The 23,539-nt window shown below is 50.9% G+C and carries 14 protein-coding genes; 4 read left to right on the top strand and 10 right to left on the bottom strand.

Annotated features, from left to right (window positions below; all coding sequences use genetic code 11):
• Positions 1–60: 60 nt before the first annotated feature.
• From OGV52_RS04210 to pheP, 4 genes are all read right to left on the bottom strand, one after another.
• Positions 61–1,212, bottom strand: coding sequence for a Gfo/Idh/MocA family protein (locus OGV52_RS04210; RefSeq protein ID WP_141894951.1), 1,152 nt, complete (start codon positions 1,210–1,212; stop codon positions 61–63).
• On the bottom strand, positions 1,209–2,237 hold the full coding sequence (locus OGV52_RS04205; protein WP_115190853.1) for a sugar phosphate isomerase/epimerase family protein: 1,029 nt from the start codon (positions 2,235–2,237) through the stop codon (positions 1,209–1,211). Before OGV52_RS04205 ends, OGV52_RS04210 begins: the two co-directional genes overlap by 4 nt.
• A 15-nt stretch (positions 2,238–2,252) precedes the next feature.
• Positions 2,253–3,494, bottom strand: coding sequence for an MFS transporter (locus OGV52_RS04200; RefSeq protein ID WP_016155933.1), 1,242 nt, complete (start codon positions 3,492–3,494; stop codon positions 2,253–2,255).
• Positions 3,495–3,659: 165 nt separating this feature from the next.
• Complete coding sequence (gene pheP / locus OGV52_RS04195) at positions 3,660–5,054, bottom strand: phenylalanine transporter (protein ID WP_047415083.1); 1,395 nt, start codon at positions 5,052–5,054, stop codon at positions 3,660–3,662.
• A gap of 246 nt (positions 5,055–5,300) precedes the next feature.
• On the opposite strand from pheP, the gene OGV52_RS04190 reads away from it, so the two are divergent.
• From OGV52_RS04190 to OGV52_RS04180, 3 genes are all read left to right on the top strand, one after another.
• A complete protein-coding gene (locus OGV52_RS04190) occupies positions 5,301–6,476 on the top strand; it encodes a coiled-coil domain-containing protein (protein WP_047501814.1) in 1,176 nt (391 codons plus the stop codon).
• Between the two features lie 617 nt (positions 6,477–7,093).
• Positions 7,094–7,672 (top strand): helix-turn-helix transcriptional regulator, encoded by a 579-nt coding sequence (locus OGV52_RS04185; protein WP_047501815.1) that lies wholly within the window; start codon positions 7,094–7,096, stop codon positions 7,670–7,672.
• 196 nt (positions 7,673–7,868) lie between these two features.
• A complete protein-coding gene (locus tag OGV52_RS04180; protein ID WP_287108126.1) occupies positions 7,869–17,201 on the top strand; it encodes an autotransporter outer membrane beta-barrel domain-containing protein in 9,333 nt (3,110 codons plus the stop codon).
• Between the two features lie 188 nt (positions 17,202–17,389).
• On the opposite strand, the gene OGV52_RS04175 is transcribed toward OGV52_RS04180, so the two are convergent.
• From OGV52_RS04175 to rclA, 6 genes are all read right to left on the bottom strand, one after another.
• Positions 17,390–18,157, bottom strand: a complete 768-nt coding sequence (locus OGV52_RS04175; protein WP_016152160.1) for a putative bifunctional diguanylate cyclase/phosphodiesterase — start codon at positions 18,155–18,157, stop codon at positions 17,390–17,392.
• 101 nt (positions 18,158–18,258) lie between these two features.
• On the bottom strand, positions 18,259–18,846 hold the full coding sequence (locus tag OGV52_RS04170) for a helix-turn-helix domain-containing protein (protein ID WP_019076223.1): 588 nt from the start codon (positions 18,844–18,846) through the stop codon (positions 18,259–18,261).
• A gap of 24 nt (positions 18,847–18,870) precedes the next feature.
• The gene (locus OGV52_RS04165; RefSeq protein ID WP_016152158.1) at positions 18,871–19,557 is read right to left on the bottom strand and encodes a flagellar brake protein; all 687 of its coding nucleotides are present in this window, start codon (positions 19,555–19,557) and stop codon (positions 18,871–18,873) included.
• Between the two features lie 578 nt (positions 19,558–20,135).
• Positions 20,136–20,696, bottom strand: coding sequence for a reactive chlorine resistance membrane protein RclC (gene rclC, locus OGV52_RS04160; protein WP_016152157.1), 561 nt, complete (start codon positions 20,694–20,696; stop codon positions 20,136–20,138).
• A gap of 11 nt (positions 20,697–20,707) precedes the next feature.
• The gene (rclB, locus tag OGV52_RS04155) at positions 20,708–20,944 is read right to left on the bottom strand and encodes a reactive chlorine resistance periplasmic protein RclB (protein ID WP_029139445.1); all 237 of its coding nucleotides are present in this window, start codon (positions 20,942–20,944) and stop codon (positions 20,708–20,710) included.
• Positions 20,945–21,108: 164 nt separating this feature from the next.
• A complete protein-coding gene (gene rclA, locus OGV52_RS04150) occupies positions 21,109–22,434 on the bottom strand; it encodes a reactive chlorine resistance oxidoreductase RclA (RefSeq protein ID WP_049282482.1) in 1,326 nt (441 codons plus the stop codon).
• Between the two features lie 235 nt (positions 22,435–22,669).
• Between rclA and rclR the strand changes: the two genes are divergently transcribed.
• Positions 22,670–23,524, top strand: a complete 855-nt coding sequence (gene rclR / locus OGV52_RS04145; RefSeq protein WP_185654254.1) for a reactive chlorine-specific transcriptional regulator RclR — start codon at positions 22,670–22,672, stop codon at positions 23,522–23,524.
• Positions 23,525–23,539 lie beyond the last annotated feature (15 nt).

Below are 23,539 nucleotides of genomic sequence, written 5' to 3'. Positions count from 1 at the left end.
CGGTTTAGGCTTTACGTTGAGGCTACCATAAAATCACTGCCCGGCGAACCGGGTGCGTGTTTAGCGCTGCACTGATACCCAGCGCTGCTGCTGATGGCTTTTTATAATCGCATCAATGATATACATCACATCCGCACCATCAGAAAATGACGCAAATCGACGCTCCGCCGTCGCGGGCATTTTGCCTGCCTGCACCGCCTGATAGAACTGCTGCATCATATTCTTGAATGCATCCGGCCAGCCCTCAATATGCCCACCCGGAAAGTGCGCACTGGCAGCAACATCCGCATTCATCAATCCTGGGTCATCCGTCAGGATCTGGTTCGCCTGCTGACGGTGCCCGACCCAAAGCTGTTGCGGCGTTTCCTGATCCCAGTGCAGTGAACTCTGGCTACCGTTAATTTCAAAGCTCAGGTGATTCTTGCGCCCGGCACTCACCTGTGAAACGCTAAAGCAGCCTTTGCTACCATCGTCAAAACGTACCAGCACCGATCCACAATCTTCCGTCGTCACCGCTTTATCCTCAAATTGCAGGTCAGCCGTTTGCTGGCCAAACGTAGCGTTACTGGCGATGCTGGCTTTTCGTACCGGCCAGACGATAGCCAGATCGGCCATCACCTCGACAATACGTTTTCCAGTGACGAATTGCACCGTGTCACACCAGTGGGAACCGATATCCGCAACCGCCCGTGAGTTGCCGCCCTGTTTGGCATCGACCCGCCAGTTGTAGTCAGTTTCCAGCAGCATCCAGTCCTGCAAATAGCTCCCCTGGACGGCAAACAGACGCCCCACGCTACCGCGCCTGACCATGCTGGCAGCCTGTTGTACCATCGCAAACTGACGATAGACAAAGCTCACGCCGTGCACCACTCCTACCTGCTCCGCCAGCGTTTCCAGTTCACGAGCCTCATCAGGCGTCATACACAGCGGCTTTTCTGAAAACACGTGCAGACCCGCGCGTAAAATCTGCCGATTGATGTCGGCATGCAGATGATTCGGCGTACAGTTATGCACCACCTGCAGTCCGGGATGCGCCAGCAGCGCCTCAACGCTGCCGTACGCCTGAGGAATATGAAGAGCATCTGCACGTTCCTGGGCAACCGCCAGCGAGCTATCGCACAGCGCCACCACGTTCACACCGCCGAGTCGACGCAACGCCTCGATATGTGCAGGCCCAATAAAACCGCTGCCAATAATGCCAACCTGTATCATTTGCGTACCTCATCGCCAGCGGCGAAATCATCAAATGCGCGTGAAGAAACCGGAATAATGTGGCGGCGTATAAAATCGCTCCCCTCACGCGCCCCGGTTTGCGCGTCTTTCAGGCAACACTCCCATTCCAGTACCGCCCAGCCAGGGAAATCATATTGTGTGAGCTTGCTGAAGATGGTTTTGAAATCGACCTGACCGTCCCCCAGGGAGCGGAAACGCCCAGCGCGATCGAGCCACGGCTGATAACCGCCATAGACACCACTGCGGCTACTGGCGTGGTACTCAGCGTCCTTGACGTGAAACGCTTTAATGCGCGAGTGGTAAACATCGATAAACCCAAGGTAATCCATCTGCTGCAATAACAGATGGCTCGGGTCATAGAGAATGTTGCAGCGAGGATGATGATTAACCAGCGCCAGAAAGCGCTCAAACGTTACGCCATCGTGCAGGTCTTCACCGGGATGGATTTCAAAGCAAACATCCACCCCATGATGATCAAAGCGATCGAGAATGGGTCTCCAGCGGCGCGCCAGCTCCAGAAAAGCCTCTTCGAAGCGCTGACGGTTATGCGGTGGCCACGGATAAAAGAAGGGCCAGGCGAGCGAACCTGAAAACGTAGCATGCGCCGTCAGCCCCAGTCTTTGCGAAGCCGCAGCAGCCTGGTGGAGGGTTTCGACGGCCCACGCCTGCCTGGCCTGCGGATTAGCGCGTACAGATGGCGGAGCAAATCCGTCAAAAGCGTCATCGTAAGCCGGATGGACGGCAACCAGTTGGCCTTCAAGATGGGTAGATAGTTCGCTAATCACCAGCCCATGCCCGGCCAGCATCCCACGAATATCATCACAATAGGCCTGACTTCTGGCTGCTTGTTCGACATCAAACAAAGACTTGTGATTACACGGGATTTGTAATGCCTCATAGCCCAGCTCCGCCGCCCATTTTGCCACGCCTTCCAGGGTGTTAAATGGGGGGCGATCCCCGATAAATTGCGCCAGAAAAATGCCAGGCCCCTTGATGGTTTTCATAACCCCTCCTGAAAATTACGCCTGCTCTTTGTCGTCATACTTGAAAGAGAAAAGGAAAATCACGGCAATCACTGCGGCAGCCACTGCCGGGATCCACCAGAATGTGGTCCACGCCTGAGGCACCGTTTGCCCCGCCACCAGACGGTTGTAAAGTGCGCCTGAAATTTGCGAACCAAGCAGCATACCGATCCCATAGGTAAACATAACGATCATGCTTTGCGCCTGACCTTTAACTTTCTCCCCGGCGATACGATCGGTGTAAATAAAGCCGACCACGAAGAAGAAGTCGTAGCACACGCCGTGCAGCAGAATGCCGAGATACAGCAGGAATCGGCCCTCTTCGCTGATGCCGAGGGCAAAGAATGCGTAGCGCACAAACCAGGCGCACATCCCGATTAACAACATGTATTTCACGCCCAGACGCCTGAACAGGAACGGGATCACCAGCATGAAGAAAATTTCAGACATCTGACCAAACGACATCGCCGTACTGACATCGCCAACGCCCGCATCAGCCAGAAACGACGCGGTATATGCGTAATAGGTTCCCAACGGTACAGAAATAAGCGTCGCGCAGAGCGAGAAGACAAAAAAGTGACGAACCTTGAGTAAGGCGAAAGCATCCGCACAAAACAGATCGCGCACTTTTACCGGCAGTCCTTTCGCCGGTGCGGGCGTGTTGGGCAACGTCAGGCTGTAGAGCGCCAGAATCACAGAAATAACCGCCGCCAGCGTAAAGATGCCGGTAGTATCCGAAATTCCGGTTACGCCGATAAAAATCCCCGCGACAATCCAGCCAATGGTGCCAAACACCCGCACCACCGGGAAAGTTTTGTCTTTATCCGACAGGCTATGAAAAGCAATGTTGTTGGTAAGCGCCAGCGTTGGCATGTAGCACAACGTGTAGCCAAACAGCAGACCAATCAACAACGCACCGTTTTGCGCCACCAATGCCTGCGGAACAAACCAGAGGATCGCCGCGCCTGCAAGGTGCATCACCGCCATCACCTTTTGCGAGGCAAAAAAGCGGTCTACCAGCATCCCTAAGACGAACGGCGACAGAATAGAGGCAATGGGCCCGGCTGAAAACGCATCGCCAATCAGCAGCGACATGTTGTGCTGGCTCATCACCAGCCCCAGCGTGACGGACCAACTTCCCCAGATAAAGAACTGTAAGAACATCATTAGCGACAGCCGGGGTACCAGCAGCCGGTACTGTACGTTCTGTTTTCCACTACTTTCGGTTGTTGACACCATTTTTTGCCTCACCTTTAAAAAGTAATCGATTACAAAATAGATTCAATAGAAAAGTAATCGATTACAAAATAAAGATCCTGCCAGCAAAGGCAAAATTGCGAGAGCGGTCACGATAAACATTGAGAGAAGATCCGATCCCATCCTGACGATGGGATCGGTAGAAACTTAGCGGGACTTACGACACAGCAGTTTGAAGGCAACGAACAGGAACAGGATCCACACCGGCAGGAGGATAGCTGACAGGCGCATATCGTCCATCGTACACATCAGCACCAGAATCATGCCAAGGAAAGCAATACACAGATAGTTCCCTGCCGGGTACAGCAGCGCTTTGAACTGCGTCTCACGTCCCTTACGACGCATCGCCGCCCGGAATCGCAGATGGGCCAGGCAGATCATAATCCAGTTCAACAGCAGCGTCGCCACCACCAGCGCCATCAGCAGACTAAAGGCCTTTTGTGGCAGGACATAGTTGATCAGTACGACCAGAGAGGTAATAGCACCGGAGAGGATCAGTGAATTCACCGGTACGCCGCGACGGCTGACGCGGGTTAAGAACTTCGGCGCGTTCCCCTGGACAGAGAGACCAAACAGCATACGGCTGTTAGAGTAGACGCCACTGTTATATACCGACAGCGAAGCCACCAGAATGACAAAGTTCAGCGCAGAAGCCACCACGTTGCTATCAAGATTATGGAAGATCATCACAAACGGGCTGCTGTTGGATTTCACTTCCACCCACGGGTACAGCGCCAGCAGCACCACCAGAGAACCGATGTAAAACAGCAGAATACGGTACACCACCTGGTTTACCGCCTTTGGAATGCTTTTCTGCGGATCCTGCGCTTCTGCGGCAGTAATCCCGATAAGCTCAAGTCCGCCAAAGGAGAACATAATCACCGCCAGCGACAGGATCAACCCGTTCCAGCCGGTGGCAAAAAAGCCGTTGTAACGCCACAGGTTATCAATGCTGGCATGTTCCCCGCCGTGACCGGAAAACAGCATCCACACGCCAAAACCAATCATGCCGATAATGGCCAGCACTTTAATCAGCGCAAACCAGAATTCCGTTTCGCCATACAGACGTACGTTGACCAGGTTAACCGCGTTGATGATCACGAAGAATGCCGCGGCCCAAATCCAGGTCGGGACATCGGGCAGCCAGTACTGCATGTAGATCCCAGCCGCGGTCAGTTCCGCCATGCCAACCAGCACAAACATCACCCAGTAGTTCCAGCCGGACAGAAATCCCGCGAACGGTCCCCAGTATTTATAGGCAAAATGGGCAAACGATCCGGAAACGGGTTCTTCCACCACCATTTCGCCCAGTTGACGCATAATCAAAAAAGCGATGATCCCGGCAACGCCGTAGCCCAGTAACACCGCAGGTCCCGCCATCTGAATAGCCGGGCCAATGCCCAAAAACAGGCCGGTACCAATTGCGCCGCCCAGCGCAATTAATTGAATATGGCGGTTTTGCAACCCCCGCTGAAGCGTCGGCTCATTCGTTGACGCGGCATCAGACACGCTGGTGTCAGATGCAGTTGACGCGTTTTTCACGCCCTTCCCCTGTGTCGTTTTTATTGAAGGGGCTTCTTTTAACATTTCAACCTGGTTGTCGCAAGGCGCAATAAGGACCCGCTGTGCCCGTGGCATTGCGTTTGTTCATAATTACAGTGAATTATTCTGGACGAAAAGGCATCGCAGGCCACAGAATGCGCTTTACTGTTTTTCTAACATTTTCAAACGGGTGAACCCGCTGTGTTTCAGCCACTCGTTTTTGAGCCAGGCCAGGCAACGACTGTCATGAATAAGATCATCAAACGACTGGAAATCGTCAAAAGCGCTATTGAACTGGAAGATGAGGAGATTATTTTCCAGCAGGTAGATCATCTGAAAAATGAGCCTATGTCAGTCTTGCCTGGCGCCATCGTTCAGGCGCTCGAAGCACGGCGCTTTAGTGATGCCCTACGTGAAATCACGGCCTGGCTGCAATCTCAACGGGCAGTCTCAACGTGGCAGGATCCTGCCATTGCCGCCAGTAAACTGGAACTAAAAGCGCTCGAAACACAGCTGCGTGACCTGATCGATAAGCGCAACACGCGCATTCAAATCCTCGATGATTTCAACGATCTGTATCATCTTCGCCTTGGGCCTCTGATGAGCCGGATCCTCGAGTTGCGTAAACAGCTCGCCGCCAGCGCCCAGCGCAAACAGGAAGCGGAGCGAAAACGCCGGGAACAAGACTATCAATCCTGCCAGCACTATATTTCCCAGGCCGTTGATCAACTGGCCAGGCTTAAGCAGCTCTGGATGAACCAGAATTCAGATTCGCGCGAATCGGTGGAAACACGTCAACGAATTCAGCAACAAACGGAGCTTATTACCGCCCTGCTGGCGGAGATTCGTGAGCTGGAAAACGACTTTTCTCGCCAGGACGACAGCGCAGCCCGTCAGGCACAGGAAGAAGCCAGCCATGAGTATGATGAATATCAGGAGCAGCAGCAGGATGCGCAACATCGTTTTAGCCAGGACCAACGACTTTCTTCTGAAGAGCGTAATGAGTTAAAACGCCTGTGGCGTCAGGCCAGCCGTCTTTGTCATCCGGACGTGGTGGCAGACGATCTGAAAGAGAAAGCGCATCAGATGATGGTGCAGCTTAACCAGGCGCGCCAGAATGCCGACCTTGCTGCCGTTCGGGCGCTACTGACTCAATTGCAAAGCGGCCTCGAACCGATGATGGCGAGTGACCGATTGAACGATCTGCAGCATTTACGCAGCAAAATACAGCAGCTCAGAGAACAAATTAACGCACTGCTCAAAGAGATTACCGAACTGGAAGCTGAGAACGCCTGGCGCCTTGCGACCTCCGTGACGGATAAAGAGGCTTACTTCTCCGATCAACAACGGGCGCTTACTGAAATCCGCAATACGCTGGAACAACAGGTGCAACAGGTTGAGCAGGAGCTGTTGGCGGGCTAAGCGCTATCAGCGATAGCAAGCAGAAAATACAACATCTTCAAGCGAGATTTGAAGATTAAGCACCAAATGATAAAAATAGCACAAAATGCTTAGTTATTAAGATAAGTCAGAGTTATCAACTTAAATACTCGAGTTTTAGGTCGATAACTGCAAATAAGACAATATTTCTCTCTCCCACCGCTTTCCCTCTCTCTTTATCCTGGCCTTGATTAAGAATTCTCCTACCTGCCAATAGTCCCATTAAGAAGAATGGTTATCTGTTTGAAATATAAGATTTTTCATATAAATCCCCTCCAGTACAAATAGGAATACCCTGTCTTTATAGAAATGGCTGAAACATTATTCGCGTGATCCATAAGCGAAATCTATCAATCATTTACTCAGAGCTGAAATAAACGATTTATCTTAAATTTTAACAAAGTGTAATATCTACTTTAAGAATAGTTAATGATTCAAATTAATACAGAAAATATCTGTTGAATCTGCAATAAATAAGGATGCGTTCACACCAAAGAACGTCATACGAGATTTAATTAACATTTCATGCGTCGCAAGAAACTCTTTTTTAGCCTAAAAAAAGAGGCGACCGCCTGCACCAAAATTTCAAGGAGATCGTTATGTCTAAGGCTATTTTTTTGGGTGAATCAATTTATCCCTGGCTAGGCATGCGAGAAATCCTACGTGGTTCATCATTATATATTGATATCGCGTACTACTCCTCTCAGACGCTTTCTGCCGTCAACATAATCCCTTATGAAATGGATTGCATCATTATTAATCCTGACAACTCAGATTTTTTAAAATATGCCAGGATTATCCGCAACATGGCTTTACGCCCTGCCACAAAAATTATTGTTTTGGCAGATGAAGCTACTTTTTCTATTTTTCAAACCGTTTGCGGGAGGAACATGCTGTTCCTCGATCAAGACGCCAGCCTTGATCGGTTACTGCATGCCGTGACGTGCATATCACAAAACAAAAAACCACGTAATATCAAAGAAATAAATAACAAAATCACAGCAAACGAATTTAACGTAATGATGATGCTTGCCCGGGGGTGGTCACTGACTCAAATCGCTGGGGCATCACAAAAAAGTGAAAAAACCATCGGGGCGTACAAAAGCAACATTGCCAGAAAACTCGGGAAAAATAACTCCCGACTCAAGTACACCATTTCTCACTATAGCCAGCCGTAACTGACTTATTTAAGGACAATTATCACGGTTATTATTTAAAAGATTTCCTTTCGGCTCACTTTTTAATTCCGCATCGCACGGAAGGGAATCCTATTTCCAAAAATCTATTACCGGGTAGCACATCCGCGTGCCAACCATAGCCAACAACTCAATGTATTAACAATACACATAACAGGAATGTAGACGAGGGTTATATATGAACAAAGTTTACAGCATTATTTGGAACGCGGTGCTCGGTATCTGGGTGGTCGTTTCCGAATTAACCAAAGGAAAGAAAAAAAGCAGCTCACGTAAAACTGTCGCCGTACTGGCGGCCGGCGCATTAAGCGCTGCTTCAATGCAAGCTTCAGCAACTCCGATCATCGACATCGGTGAACATAATATTTTCGCCGACTACCAGACAGGTATTTCTGTTGGGGATTATGAGGGTGTCCACGACTACGGATTCTTATATGAAGATATCACTGCTGGTCAGGCGCTCAATATCAGCGGCGCGATCCCAACCATCAGTCCGGGTCAAAGTGGCGTTGTTGAATCAACGACCATCAGAGAGCTACTGCAAACCGGTAAAATCACCCTACAGGCCACCAGCCCTGACCAGGGCGTAAAAACGATTACTACCGCCGAGGAGCTGGCGGAATACCTGACTTATAACCAATCATCAACGCCTTCGCAGAGCACAGAATTTGAGATTAACGACCCGGCGTTCCCCGGCGAAAAAACAACCATTAAAGTCTTTGATACTAACGCGTTAAGTAACTTTCTTACCGAATCACAGATTGGCGATTCGGCATTAAACACTTACGATCCGGCGCAGTCTAAAATCTACAAACAATTTGGCATCGCGCTGGCGACAAACGGCTCCACGGCCAATCTGAATTTGGGCGACGACACGCTCAATGTACGCGCCAAAACCAATACCATCGAATTACTGGCCAAAGACTCCTCCTTACTGGAGGCTCAGGACGCGGGTAGCCAGGTTTACTGGCAATCCGATAACTTTATCAAATTTAACGCCGCCCCGGTTATTCCTGAAAAAACCTTCGCCGGCTCAGCGCAAACCTCCGTGTTTGGCGATGCTGTCACGCTCATGACCTACGGCTATGATACGGACGGCAAAGTCGTCGAAACGGGTGAGCGCACATTTAACATCACCAACACGCAGGAGTTGGCCGAATTTAACGACTGGCTGTTGGGCAATAGCAGCGACGCGGCGGAAAACCCGGAAGGCGAAAAAGTCAGCCAAATCCAGCTGTGGCTGGAAACGGATGAAGTCACTACCGTCACCGCAGCACAAACGAAGTATGCCGAGCTGATTGATGGTCTGATCAATTCCAGCAAGCCCTCTGACGTGCTCAGTTGGGATTACGACGTCTGGACAGACGGCTTATCGCATGCCAATAACGCGACCGCTGACCGCGGTGAGCTGCATGCTATTTACGCCAACGGCGCAGGCACCTCCGGCACCCTGAACAAAGATGCGATTCTTGCCGTTGACGGCAGTATTAATGGCGTCATGAAAGCCGTTGATGGCGGGGTTATCACAAACTTTGGCGAACTGAACGCATTACGAACGTCTACCGGGCAGAGCCTGGCGATTGGCATGCTGGCAAAAGACGCGACGGCAACCAACAACGGGATGATCAACTCCGGGCTGTTTATCGATAAAGACGGCAACCAAAACGTCAACAGCTATGGCGCATTTGGTATGCAAGGTCAAGGCACCAGCCAGATCGCTAACAACGGCATCATCAACCAGGCGATCACCACCGATAACTTTGGTACCGCTTCGGCAGCCGATCCCTGGAGCAAAGACGTCCCCGCTTCTTCGCTGACGCTGGCGATTGGTATGCAATTGTCTGACGATGCGCAAGGGGTCAACAATGGCGAGATTAACGTCGTAGACGGACGTAAAAGCGGTACATCCTTTGCCAGCGGCACCGCTTATGGCGTAGAAGTCGCCGGGAATGCCACCTTTACCAACGCTCAGAATGCCTCTATTTCTCTTGGTCGCGACGCAAGCGATCCGGCTAAAGATGTCACCATGGCAGGCGGTTCCAGCCTGAGCGCCGGTATTATGATCAAGAGCGCCAAAGAGGTGATTAACAACGGCCTTATCACGCTGGGAACCGGCGTCCGTAACGCCGCGGGGATTTTGGTCGGAAATGCCACGGGCAACGTCCTCAATACCGGCAATATCGTGATCAATGGCGGTTCTACAGGGGGCAGCAGTAAGAACTACGGCATCTCCGTACACGACAGCGGCGCAGAAAATAATCAGGAAATCCGTAACGACGGCAAGATTAACGTGAATGGCACCAACAACGTAGGGATCCACGTTAGCGCCAATAACAAAAATGCCGAAGTCACCACCAGCGCTGCAGGCGCTATCGTGGTGGACGGTGAAGGCGGCGTCGGTAACCGTAACTACGCCATCTGGGCGGAAGGTGACGCCAACGGTCAGGCAGTGGTTAACGTCTATTCCAATATTACGCTGGATAAAGCCGGTAACATCGGCGTCCACGTGCGTGATAACGCCATCGCTAACGTTGACAGCTTAAGTAGCCCCTCATTTAATAGCACCGATCAGATTGGTTATTACCTGTATGGTAAGGGCGCTACCGCCAATATTGGTCAGGCGGTGATGAATGACAACGGTCAGGATCGCACCACCATTTTCCGTATCGCCAATGGCGCATTGCTGGCCGGTAATACCACTAACCCGAAAGATCAGTCCACCTCCAACCTGGATTTGACTCTCAGCGGTAACAATTCCGTGGGCGTTCTCGCCACTGGCGCAGGCAGTAGCGTAGATACCGGTGAAGCAACGTTTACCGTTAAGGGTACTGACTCTGCGGCGCTGGTTATCGAAGGCGGCGCGAAAGGGACCATCAGCGATAAAACCACCATCAATTTAACCGGTGAAAGAACCGTTGCCGGGGTTGTGGATGGTCAGGCGCATCAGTTGAATGGTAATACGCAGGGCAATGCCACGAGCACGACCCTCACCTCAAACGCGAAGATCACCTCTGAAGCCAGCGGCAACAAGGTAATCGCCTATGTGGCGAGGAATCTGGGCAACCTGATCCTCGATACCAAATCGATTATCGATCTGGCCAGCGTCGACAGCATTGGTGTCGATGTTCAAAAAGGCGGTAGCTTAACCAATAACTCCTCCCTCGCCCTGCATGTCAGCAACGGCATCGGCGTACGCGCCTCAGGCTCCAGCGCGCAGATTAATAAGCTGGGCAAAATTCAGGTTGATGATGGCACAGCTGGCGTTCTGTTGACCCAAGGGGCAAGCCTGCTGATTAACGGTATGACTGGCGACAGCATTACCACCGATGGCTCCGCTGACGGTATTCGCCTGGCCGAAGGCGCTGGCGCTCTGGCCGCGCAAAGCGTGATGATCCGCGCTGATGGTACCGGTGCCGGTATTCAAAACGATGCCAACAACACCAATATCACGCTGCGTGATGTCACCATCGACTCCAACGATGGCCCAGGGATCCGCACCAGCGTGGCGCTGACCATGAACGATGGGCTGAACAACATCCTCAACGTCAACGGTAAAGGTACCGGCTTCGCCTTTGAACAACGTAATGGCGACGCGGTGACGGGCAATCTAACCATCGGCAAAGGCTATACCATTGAGGTACTCAACAGCGAAGGCAGCGGTATCCGCGCCAATACGGACGGTCGTATCACCACCAATGCCGACATCAACGTGCATGACAGCGCAGGTGGTTCAGCAATCATCGCGAAAAATGTTAGCGCATTGACCAACAGCGGCAAGATTATCTCTGCCAGTACCACCTCACCGGTAATAGACGCCAGCGGCGACAGCAGTAAAGCCATCACCAACACGGGAACCCTGCAGGCCATCAACGACTCGGCCGTGGCAGTTCAGTCTGGTAAAGGCAATGACACCATCGATATCAGCGGCGGTGTGACCAGCGGCGTAATCAACACCGGTGAAGGTACGGATACCTTCAACTGGCGTAGCGGCTCTTATGCTGGCGAAGTGAATTTCGCGGGTACTGGCGGTAACAATAAAGCCAATATCGGCAATGTGACGCTGGATAAAACGCGCCACATCCTTACCGCAGCGGGAACGGGCAACGCCCTCACCTTCACTGATACAAAAGGTGCGAAGATTGGTACGCTGGCTAGCGACAACCTGAATACCGGTACCAACATTGGCACCGGCTGGGATTCACTGACCATCAGCGGGTCAAATGCAGATGTACGCATCGTTGAAAACCTGAATCTGGCGAGCGAAACCCTTACTGTAAACAATGGTGCCACGCTGCGTACCGGCGACCACGTCGAACCAACCAGCACTGCCGCAAGCATTGGCGATTACAATGTCACCACCCAGGGCGCAGACAGCAAGGTTATCTTCGATACTCAGGGGGATACCTCAGCAGCACAAATCTATCGCGGCATCATCAGCGGCGACGGGAAATTTGAACGTGCGGCGGGCGGCACCACGGTGTTTACCGCTAACAACAGCTACACCGGCTCTACCACCATTGATCAAACCGGTACGCTGCAGTTAGGTGACGGTGGAAATGAAGGCGAAGTGAGCGCCGTCTCTGACATCATCGACAACGGCGTATTGGCGATTAATCGCGCCAACAACGTGCTGCTCAACGGTGTGATCTCCGGTATCGGCGCGCTACAGCAAATCGGTGGCGGCATTACCCGTCTGAACGGTAACAATACCTATACCGGTAACACCACCGTTACTAACGGCACGCTGCTGGTGAATGGCGATCAAAGCGCGGCGCGCGGCGTCACCACCGTCAGCGGTACGTCCACACTTGGCGGTAAGGGCATTATCGGCGGCAACGTGCTGATGAACGATGCCACAACCATCAGCGCCGGTGACGGCGGTGCGGGTACGCTATCTGTTAACGGTAATCTGCAGCTTGGCAGCAAAACGACCTCCGCTTTCGAACTGGGCCAGGCCTTTACGCCAGGCGGTGCGCTAAACGATCTGGTGAACGTGGCAGGCGATCTGCAACTGGACGGGACCCTGGATGTTACCACGTCGCAAGGCGGTAACTTCGGACCGGGCGTGTACCGTATCTATAATTACGGCGGTACGCTGGATAACCAGACGCTGGAGCTGGGCGCAATACCGGACAGTCAGGATAAGAGCAATATTTTTGTCCAGACCTCTATCGACAAACAGGTCAACCTGGTGAACGCCAACGGCGTTACCCTGCAATTCTGGGACGGGGCGACGGTAAGTCAAAGCCACGGCGCGTCGGGCATTGAGGGCGACAGCAAAATTGATGGTGGCGATGGCAAATGGATGGCGATCGGCAGTCAGGGTGATAACAACTGGACCACGGCAACGGGCGAAGGTAACGCACCTTGGGCGCAGAAGTCCTTTGCCGTCTTCACCACCAAAGGTGGCACCGTTACCGTGGATAACGCCGCGGGAGAAGTTAACTTCTCCGGGGCACAGTTTGACGCCGATGGCTATGTCGTTAAAGGCGACGCACTTAACGCTTATGCCACCACGGAAAACGCGACTCACGCAGGCCAGACGCCGGGAACCGGTGAACTGCTGCTGCGCGTTGGCGCTGGTGGCGCGGGGCAAAACTATACCGCGACCATTGAGTCCGTCATCCGCGAAGCCAGCACGACTGACAAGCTGACGCTGGTGAAAACCGACCTTGGTCGTCTGATCCTCAGCGGTGATAACGCGTATCGCGGCGGCACACGCATTGATGGCGGTACGTTGCAGATTTCCGCCGACAGCAACCTCGGTCAGAGCGGAACCGACCTGGCTATCAACAACGGCTCCACGCTGCAGATGGGCGCGGACCTGACCAGCAATCGCACCATTGCGCTGGGCGCGAATGATAACGCGGCGGTGTTTGACCTCAATTCACATGATTTCACGCCAACAGGTGAGATTACCGGCGACGGTAAACTGAAAGTCACCAGCAGCTCAAGCGATGCGGGCAGTACTCTGTCGCTCAATCGCGCGAACAGCTATAAAGGCGACACAGAAATTGCCGGTACCGGAAATGCCAACAATGTGACGGTCAACGTCAGCAAAACCGGGGCCTTTGGTAGCAATGAAAACAGCACCGTGAACGTCAATAACGGGGCAACGCTCAATGTCAGCGGAACAGAGACCAGCCTGAAATCCCTGACCATGAACATTGCCGACAGTCTGTTAACGCTGGCGGATAACGTCACCGCCGCGAGCGCAAAACTGAACCTGACGGGCACAGCGAAAGCGCTGTTAACCGATAACGCCACCGCGGGCGAGGCGACGGTTAACGTGTCAAAAGACAGTACGTTGGCGCTGGAAGAAAATGCCAGCGGTGGTACTGCTAGCGTGAATAACAGCGGGCTGATGACCTTTGCGGACCAGGCGTTAGCAGAGAATACCGTCGTTAAAAACCTGGCGGGCGGCAAGGTCGATATCAGCGCAGTCGACAGCGCAACATCTATCGGCTCGTTGTCCGGCGCGGGGAATGTCGAACTGGGCAATAAAGAATTGTCACTGGGTAATCTGCATCTTGATGACACCATCAGCGGCATTATCAGCGGCAACGACGGCAGCCTGGTGAAAATCGGTGACGGCACGTTAACGCTCACCGGCGATAACACCTGGACCGGCACCACGGACGTCAATGAAGGCGTACTGCTGGTCAACGGTAATCAGTCTGCCGCGACCGGTCAGGTGACGGTGAAATCTGGGGCAACGCTCGGCGGGAACGGTATTATCGGCGGCGCGGTTGATGTACTGGATGACGGCCATATTACCGCGGGTGCGGCCATCAATAGCGTGGGTAAACTGACTACCGGTTCACTGACGCTCAGCGATAACGCACAGCTTGATTACCAGTTTGGTCAGGCCTATACCCCAGGCGGAGCCTTCAATGACCTGATAGATGTGAATGGCGATCTGACGCTCGACGGTAAGCTCAATATCCAGACCTCTCCAGGCGGAAGCTTTGACGTTGGTGTTTACCGCGTCATCAACTACACCGGCACACTAACCAACAATGTGATGGACATTGCCGACGCGCCGGAAGCTGCGGACAGCCTGTACGTACAAACCTCGGTTAAAAACCAGGTTAACCTGGTCAACCATGCCGGGCTGACGCTACGTTTCTGGGACGGCACCGGCGGTGAGAATGGCGAGCTGAAAAACAACGGCGTCATCAACGGCGGCGACGGTATCTGGCAATCCAGCCAGGGTAATGACAACTGGACAACGGATGAATCAACGCCAGAAGGCGCGCTGAATGCACCGTTTACCGATGCCGCGTTCGCCGTCTTCCAGGGTGAAGCGGGCAATGTAACCGTCGATAACAGCAAAGGCGACGTCATCATCAGTGGCGCACAGTTCGCCACCGATGGTTATCGCGTGGGCGGTGAAGCCATTACCACCGATACGGCTAATACGCTGATTCGCGTCGGCGATGGCACAGTAGACGGCGCTAACTACACCGCGACTATCGACAGCGTGATCCGCGGCACCGGCGGCCTGAATAAAGGCGACCTCGGTACGCTCATCCTCACTGGCGACAATACTTACAGCGGTGGAACCACCATCACCTCAGGTACGCTGCAGGTGGCGGGTGATACCAACCTTGGCGCACCAGAGACGGGAATTACCTTTAATGGTGGTACGCTGAAATATGGTGAAGCGTTTGATACCGCTCGTCAGGTGACTCTGGAATCCGGCGGCGGGACATTCGACACCAACGGACATAACGTTTCTCTGCTGACGGAAGTCGAAGGTAACGGTCAGTTGACCAAAACCGGTAAAGGCTCCCTCACCCTGACGCTGGATAACACCTACACCGGTGGCACCACCATCGAGCAAGGCGTTTTACAGCTGGGTAACGGCGGTGATATCGGCAGCATTCAGGGAGATATCGTTGATAACGGCGTACTCAACGTCAATCGTGGCGATACCCTGGCGCTGACCGGTAATATCAGCGGCGAAGGCCAGCTGCATCAAACCGGCAGCGGTGTTACGGAGTTGCATGGTGAAAACAGCTACAGCGGCGCAACGCTGATTGCCAACGGTGTACTGCAGGCGGGTAATACCAACACTCTGAGTAGCGCATCACACCACTACGTTGTCGCTGACACTACCCTCAACACGCAAGGTTACAACCAGACGGTAGCGGGACTGAGCAACGGCGGCGATGTTTCACTCATCGGCCAGCAGACTGGCACAACGTTAACCGTCAAAGGGGATTACACCGGCGAAAAAGGAACTATCAACATGGCGGCCACACAAAATGGCAGCGGCGCAGGCATTGCCGACCGTCTGATTATCGATGGCGGTAAAGCCAGCGGTAGTACGCTATTGGATGTCGATGGTTCTGGTCTCGGCGCACCAACTATTGGTGATGGTATCGAAGTGGTAACCGCGCTCAATGGCGCAACCACTACGGCACAAACGTCACGAGACGCCTTCCATCTTGCCGCCGATCGTATGGCTGCAGGCGCATTTGAGTATCAACTGCATGCGGGCAACGCTCAGGGTCAGGGTGAAAACTGGTATCTGAGAAGCGAATATCGTCCAGAAACTATGCTGTATTCTGGTCTCGCCAGCGTCGTTCGTCAGGGCGACATCAGCCTGTTAGGCAACATGCACCAGCGTATGGGGGACGAGGTTAAACCGGGTATTGATGAAGACAATCGAGCCTGGGCAAGAATGATTGGCTACTCCGGTAAAACCAAACTGGATGATGCGGCTGGAACGCAAACCAGCTCCCATACCATGGGGATTCAGGTTGGCGTCGATATGTATGCCAACGAAAGCTGGAAAGCCGGGATGTATACCAGCATTCTTGATATCGACAGCAACGTGAAAGGCACGAAGACAGGCAGCGACGGCAAAGGCGGCAACATCGACGACAACGCGTTTTATGTCGGCGGCTACGCCACCTGGTTCTCGGGCGACGGGATGTATGTTGATAACGTCCTGCAATACGGTAACCATAAATCCCGCCTGGCGGCGACCGGTAACAACGGCTCGTATACTGTCAGAGGCAACACGCTGACGGCGTCGACAGAAGTGGGTAAATCGTTCCGTTTAGGCGCCAGCGCATGGAGTCTGGAACCTCAGGCTCAGTTAATCTATCAATACAGCGACTTTGATAACGGGCGGCTTGATGGTGTGACCCAAACGAAAGTGAAAATGGATACCGCGGATTCCTTTACCGCCCGTCTGGGCGTGCGTCTGGTCGCTGACTATGACACCAACCATGGCAAATTCCAGCCTTACGGCAGGGTCAACGTCTGGCAGGGTCTGGGTTCAAAAGACAAAACGCACTTTAGCAATGCGGTAGCCACCACCACGCTTGAGTCTTCACAACAGTACTCCAGCACTGAAGTTGCAGCCGGTCTGTCATGGTCTATCGACAGAAACCTGCAGGTTTACGGAGAACTGGGTACGCAATTTAGCAACGGTGGCAGTAAGTCGCAGGTTGAAGCGCCGGTTAATGCATCAATTGGCTTTAAGAAATCGTTCTAAGCTGACATAAACTCGCTAGCCCTCTGTTTAACAGGGGGCTTTTTTTTGCCTGTCACGGATACAAAGCAACCTGATGCGCTTAACGTATCAGGCCTACGGACTTATTTTATAGGCAGGAAAAGCGCGGGAGCGGCCCTCTGGCAACGCGAAACAAACGAGATTCAGGGGAACAACAGAGAGGGAGAAGATTAAGGATTATACTGCGTCAGGAGTAACGGGATCTCTTCTGCCAACACCGGGGGAGAAATGAAAAAGCCTTGAATTTTGTCACAACCAATCTGCATCAGCCGGTCCAGTTCAGACTGGGTTTCCACCCCTTCAGCAAGAACTTCAATACCAAAATTGTGCGCCAGTGAAATTATACCCTCGACAATCTTTGTTGAGCGGGTATCGGGTTCAATGCCGGCGATAAATTCCTTATCAATTTTTAAGGTATCAAAAGGATATTTCAACAGATAGTTAAGATTGGCGTGGCCGGTTCCAAAATCATCAAGGGCAATTTTGACCCCTATCGCCTTCAGCTCCGTCATATTTTTAGCCGCGACCTGACTGTCGCACAGCGGCGACGTTTCCGTGACCTCTATCTGGCATCGATGGGGCGGGAGACCACATACAGTAAGATTTTTTCTGACGCGTTGGGGTAACAGCGGATCGCAGAATTCAAGCGCAGAAATATTGACGGACAATACAAGGGGCTCTGGCCAACGGGTTGCCACATCCCAGGGAGTGTGGGTAACCATATCTTCAATTGACATGATATTGCCGCTGTCTTCCAGCAAGGTAATAAAAACATCGGGAGAGATCATCCCCATCTGGGGGCTATTCCAACGCATTAATGCTTCAAACCCGCTAATACGCTGATTACGCAAATTAAAAATTGGTTGATAAACCATATAAAGCTGACTGGTATTCAATGCCTTTTCAAGCGCGGTTAACACCTCACTAGAATTAAACATTCCTCTCTCCCTCAACAAATCATAAAAATTAAAAACCAGTCAATATCACTCCCGAATTGTATCTACTATTAGGTGTGTTACATCAGAATAGAATGGCCAGGTTAGGGTAAAAAAGACATACGATGGGTAAATCTGACAATTAATTTATTTAATTCCGAGGTATTGGTCAGTCCCAGCTTGGTGACGACCCTCATTTTATGCGCCTGGATAGTTTTATAATTCAGGCTAACTAACTCTGAAATTTCTCTGGCGGTATATCCGTTTACCAATAAATTCAGAATCTGCTGCTCTCTCTCGGTTAATCTTTTCTGTGAACGATACAGCCGGGGATTCCATTTCCCGGCCGTTAACGACGCCAGTTGACCGAAATCGCGCAGTGAAGATTTCTCCGTCAAAACTATCGTTTTTTCAACATATAATAACTCTACACATAATTTCGCCACCAAACTATCAGCAATAATTACCACGACATTATTATAAAACTTGAAGCGGTTTTTATTCAAAAACTGCACGATAGTTGAACATGGTTGTTCGTTATCAATGATATTAAAAACCATGGTTTGATGCTGGCATAATGATGACTGATGCAACATATCCTCAAACTGGAATGTTTGTATCGGTACATGTTTGCTTGTCAGGTAGGCGAACAAACCGTTGCCCACAAAATTATCACTGCCACACATCAACATCCTGTTCATCGCTCCTTATCAGCATCAAATCTTGTTACTCATTAAAAATTTAATAATAATCTTCTCGACCTCTGCCTCTTCACGACGATTTTTAAAATCGAACTCACATGAAATCTGATGACAGGCATACAATTGATTATCCTCATCAAATTCATTGATCATGACGACATCGATCACTTTCAAATCCAGCTGTAAACTGCCAAACGTATCAAAATCCAGCGCGGCATTTTTAATCACCGCATCTTTATAGAGAAAACGGGAGTTCACATCTTTAACAATTAATGCACAACCGCCCTGCGAGATGTTTTTAATCTTCAGAGAGTAGTTTTCTCCGTTTTTGTAACGACCAAAACAGAAAAAGTCGTAACCCTTCAGGAAGGAAAAACGCTGATTTTGTCGCTGCTGGGCAAAGAAAATCATATCCGGGATGAAGTAGGATAATCCTGCTTGTGCACCTGCTGATAAGGTTTGTTCGAATCTGGCACTAAATTTTACAATCCCACTCTCACTGTGCAGGATAAAGTACTGGACCTTTTCAGGAACAATATCTTCGTGTCCGGAGATGACAAACCGCTCGAAATCAATCTTCTCTAACTGCGTGATAACACTATGGTTTTCACATAACACTTCCAGTTTCGTTTTCTTGTGCAACTCTTCACGAAGGGTAGCGATGATTTCAAACTTGTTGTCCTTTGCTAATCCAAAGCTCATTCTAAAACCCTTATTTCCATATTTAAGAGATGTCTCGCTTTTGGTTGCTCACGAAACGCGAGATCAGCATCCACCCCTGGTGCTTAATTACCATAGTGGATTCCATGTCGAACAGTTGGTTAAAAATTAAGTTTTTAACTATCTTTAGCCATTTATTGATACGTAAAAACATTTAATCAAAGTTAATTCTAGCTGAAGCCATGCCTAAAACCACATGAAGTTGTTGGCTAACTATAACAAAAGAGAATAATAAAATTTTTTGAGATGTCATTTTGAGATAACAAATAGCAAGAACTACACAGAAAAAAATAGAGGGAAATGAATGGGTTTTGATGGAAGGACCACGCAGTATGCGGACTGGCGTGCTATCGCAAGAAGAAGAGAAAATGCTTACTGCACTATATCATTAACCAGGAATATAGCTCCGACTAGTAATTGTGAAAAAGTGAATAATTATATTTCACCTGTAAAATAAATTTACCTTAGGGCAGAAAAAAGGCCAGCATCCTGCTGGCCCGGTAATTACCGAATCGAACTATAGAGGCTTACAGTCTTACAGAGGGTACAACGTTAAAAATTCAATACTTTTGCTTAATAATTGATCGCGATGAATCTGCGATGATCATCACCGCTCCCGCCAGCATTAATGTGTCTTTCAACACCAGACGCCCGGCTCCGGACAAGTACGGAAAACCGTGGTGCAAATCGCCCAGTGGCATCACCCATGCTTCCGGTGTGGTAATTAAAAATGATAAAGTCACAATCGGAGTAGCAAATGCCAGTACGCCACCAATTAATCCCAACCAACGGCTAACAGGATTAGCCAGCACCAGCAATGCGATCAGCACTTCGACTACGCCCAGGCCATTGGAGAACGTATAGGTGTTATTCGCCTTCTGCCATTCCCGCTCCTGCGGTTTAAACTCACCTTCGTGGGTTAAATGCTGCTTATATTCTTCTGGATGTTCATAAAAAAATGACATTACCGGACTATTGGCAACAAATGGCGTAATACTATCGGCTTCGTAAGGTACAAATTTCAATAAGCCAATCCAGATAAAAACAATGGCAATACTCAGGCGAATCAATGTTAATCCAATTCTATCGCCCTTGCTGAGTAAACGCAGATACTTTTCCATTCAGACTCTCCTCACTTGTACAAAATTGCGGTTGCGTGAGTGCTGCTATCAATGCGCATTGAGGTGATTTTCCAGGAAGTTGCCTTCTTTTCCTGCGCCAGTCTGGCGATTGCATGTTCAACAACAGAAGGTGCGGCGGCAATTGCCGACACGCTGACGCGGGCTACTTCGACCGGCTGTTGTGCCAGTGCAGAAAATGTCACCGGCGCGGTCAGTAAAGCAGTCAACAATAATGAAGTTTTAAGCATGTTCATTTCTATTTCCATTAACAAGTAATTTCACTCGTAATAGAATAAAACATTATTGCTTATCTTATTTCCTCCATAACGCCAGAATAACTGTTCATGAGTATTTCTTTATATATGATAAAAAAAAGCCCCACACAGGTGGGGCAATCATGCAAACTATATTATTATTTTATTAGAGAGAAGAGATCGTTCAGTGATTCGCTCATGCTCGGATGAGTAAATATTTGATCGCGCAATGTCGTGTAAGGTAAACCAGCATCCATAACGGTTTTAATGATATTAATCATCTCATGAGAATCCACGCACAGCAGCGATACGCCTAATATCTGTTTCGTTTCGCGATTTACCACCGCTTTAAGTACGCCACGCGTGTCATTCATCACCCGTGCACGCGGGATAGCCGCGACAGGCAGGGTGACAACCTGGACCGCCGCGCCGCTGGCGCGAGCTTGTTCTTCTGTCATCCCCACACGGGAAAGCGGCGGCGTCATAAAGACAGAATACGGTACGTTTTGGCGATCACCGGTGTTACGTAATCCCTCGCCTAACAGGTTGTCGCGCACAATACGGAAGTCATCCAGCGAGATATAGGTAAATTGTAACCCCCCCGTCACATCGCCCATGGCCCAGATATTGTCTGCCGAAGTACGCAGATATTTATTCACCACAATGGCACCGCGCTCGTTGACATCCACACCCGCATTCTGCAACTGCAGATTTTCAGTTGCCGGTTTGCGGCCCGATGCCACCAGTAGCGCATCCACAGTCTGGACGCCTTCCGGCATTTGCACCTGCACCGCGCCGTCATGGGACGAAACCGCCTGCACCCTGGCATTAAGGATAATCTCAACCCCTTTGTCGCGTAAAATGTTGGCGATAGCGTCGGCAATATCCCGATCTTCGCGGGCTAAAAACAGTGGGGCGGCTTCATAAATGGTGACCTTACTGCCAAAGTTGGCAAACATTGATGCGAATTCAACACCAATATAACCGCCGCCCAAAATCCCCAAACGTTCCGGACGTTGCGTCAAATTTAACAACCCGGTACTGTCAAACACGCCCGGTGTAGTCATTAACCCTGCCACGTTTGGCATCGTTGCCTGTGCGCCGGTATTAATAAAGATCTTTTCGCCGCTTAGTTCAATCGCACCTGTTGGCTGCACGACCCGCACCGTATGGTTATCAATGAATTCAGCACGACCCTCAATCACATCTACATTTTCCAGATCGGCAAGATTATGGAAGTTTTTATCACGCAGAAAGCTGACAACGGAGGCCTTGCGCTGCATCGCCGCAGCAAAGTCATGCTGAAGTTCAGCATCGTGTACCAGGGTTTTGGTGGGAATGCAGCCGATATTGATACATGTCCCGCCATACATGGTGTTTGACTGTTCAATAATCGCCACTCGCCAGCCCGTTTTCGCCAGGGTAGCCGCCAGCGTTTTACCCGCTTTGCCAAATCCGATAATAATCGCCTGATACTGATTCATGCTGTCTCTCCACCATGTCACTGTTCGTTTGTTGAACTGAAGTATAGGTTTAACGATGCATGAACAATGTATCCATATCGCGCAAATTACTGTCAAATCGTCTAAACAACTACTATCTCTCTTCCACTCAATCCATCGAGACAATAAACTAAGACCATAAATTTATTTAATAAATAATGAGTAACAGCGTTACTTTATCTCGACAAGCATCAACAAGAACTGCTCAGGAGTCTTTATGGATGCACTTAGCCGATTACTTATGCTTAACGACCCGCAGGGCTCGATTGATCAAAACTGCCTGCTGAGCAGGGACTGGCAACTGCCGCACGCGGCGGGCGAGCTGTCCGTTATCCGCTGGCATACGGTAACCCAGGGATTTGCTCAACTGGATATGCCAGACGGAACGTCTTCTACGTTACGCCCTGGAACAATAGTCATTCTGCCTCAAAACTCCGCGCATCGGCTGTGCCAGACAGGGGAAGAACAAACGCATATTGTCTGCGGAAGCCTGCGATTGCAGGCATCTTCACGCTATTTTTTAACTGCCCTTCCAGAAGTATTAATCCTGGCACCAGAAGATGACAGTCCCATTAGCCACTGGCTGAAAGCCATGATTGCGCTGATGCAGCAGGAATACATCAACGATCTGCCTGGCTCCAACATCGTTTGCAGCCAGCAATGCGCTACGCTGTTCGCGTTAGCCGTTCGCGAGTGGCTAGCCGAGCCGACACCCGCTAAAAATGTGCTGAATTTACTGCTGCACCCAAGGCTTGGGGCCGTTGTCTTCATGATGCTGGAGTCACCGGCTTTTCCCTGGACTGTCGAAGAACTGGCAAAGCGTGCCCATATGTCGCGGGCCAGCTTTGCGCAGCTATTTCGTGAAGTCTCAAACTCCACGCCGCTGGCGGTGTTAACCGAGCTACGCCTGCAATTCGCCGCCCAGATGCTGTCACGCGGATCGCAGCCGTTGATCGTTATTGCCGAGTCGGTGGGTTACGCCAGCGAATCGTCGTTTCACAAAGTCTTTTTACGGGGATTTGGCTGCACGCCGGGCGAGTACCGCAAACGCGTGAAAGCGTTGGCGGCATAACGCACCGCCTGCTTC

Origin of the sequence: Citrobacter sp. Cb041, assembly GCF_030336655.1 — a bacterium.
Taxonomy (GTDB): domain Bacteria; phylum Pseudomonadota; class Gammaproteobacteria; order Enterobacterales; family Enterobacteriaceae; genus Citrobacter; species Citrobacter braakii.
This window is presented reverse-complemented; position numbering and strand designations above follow the sequence as displayed.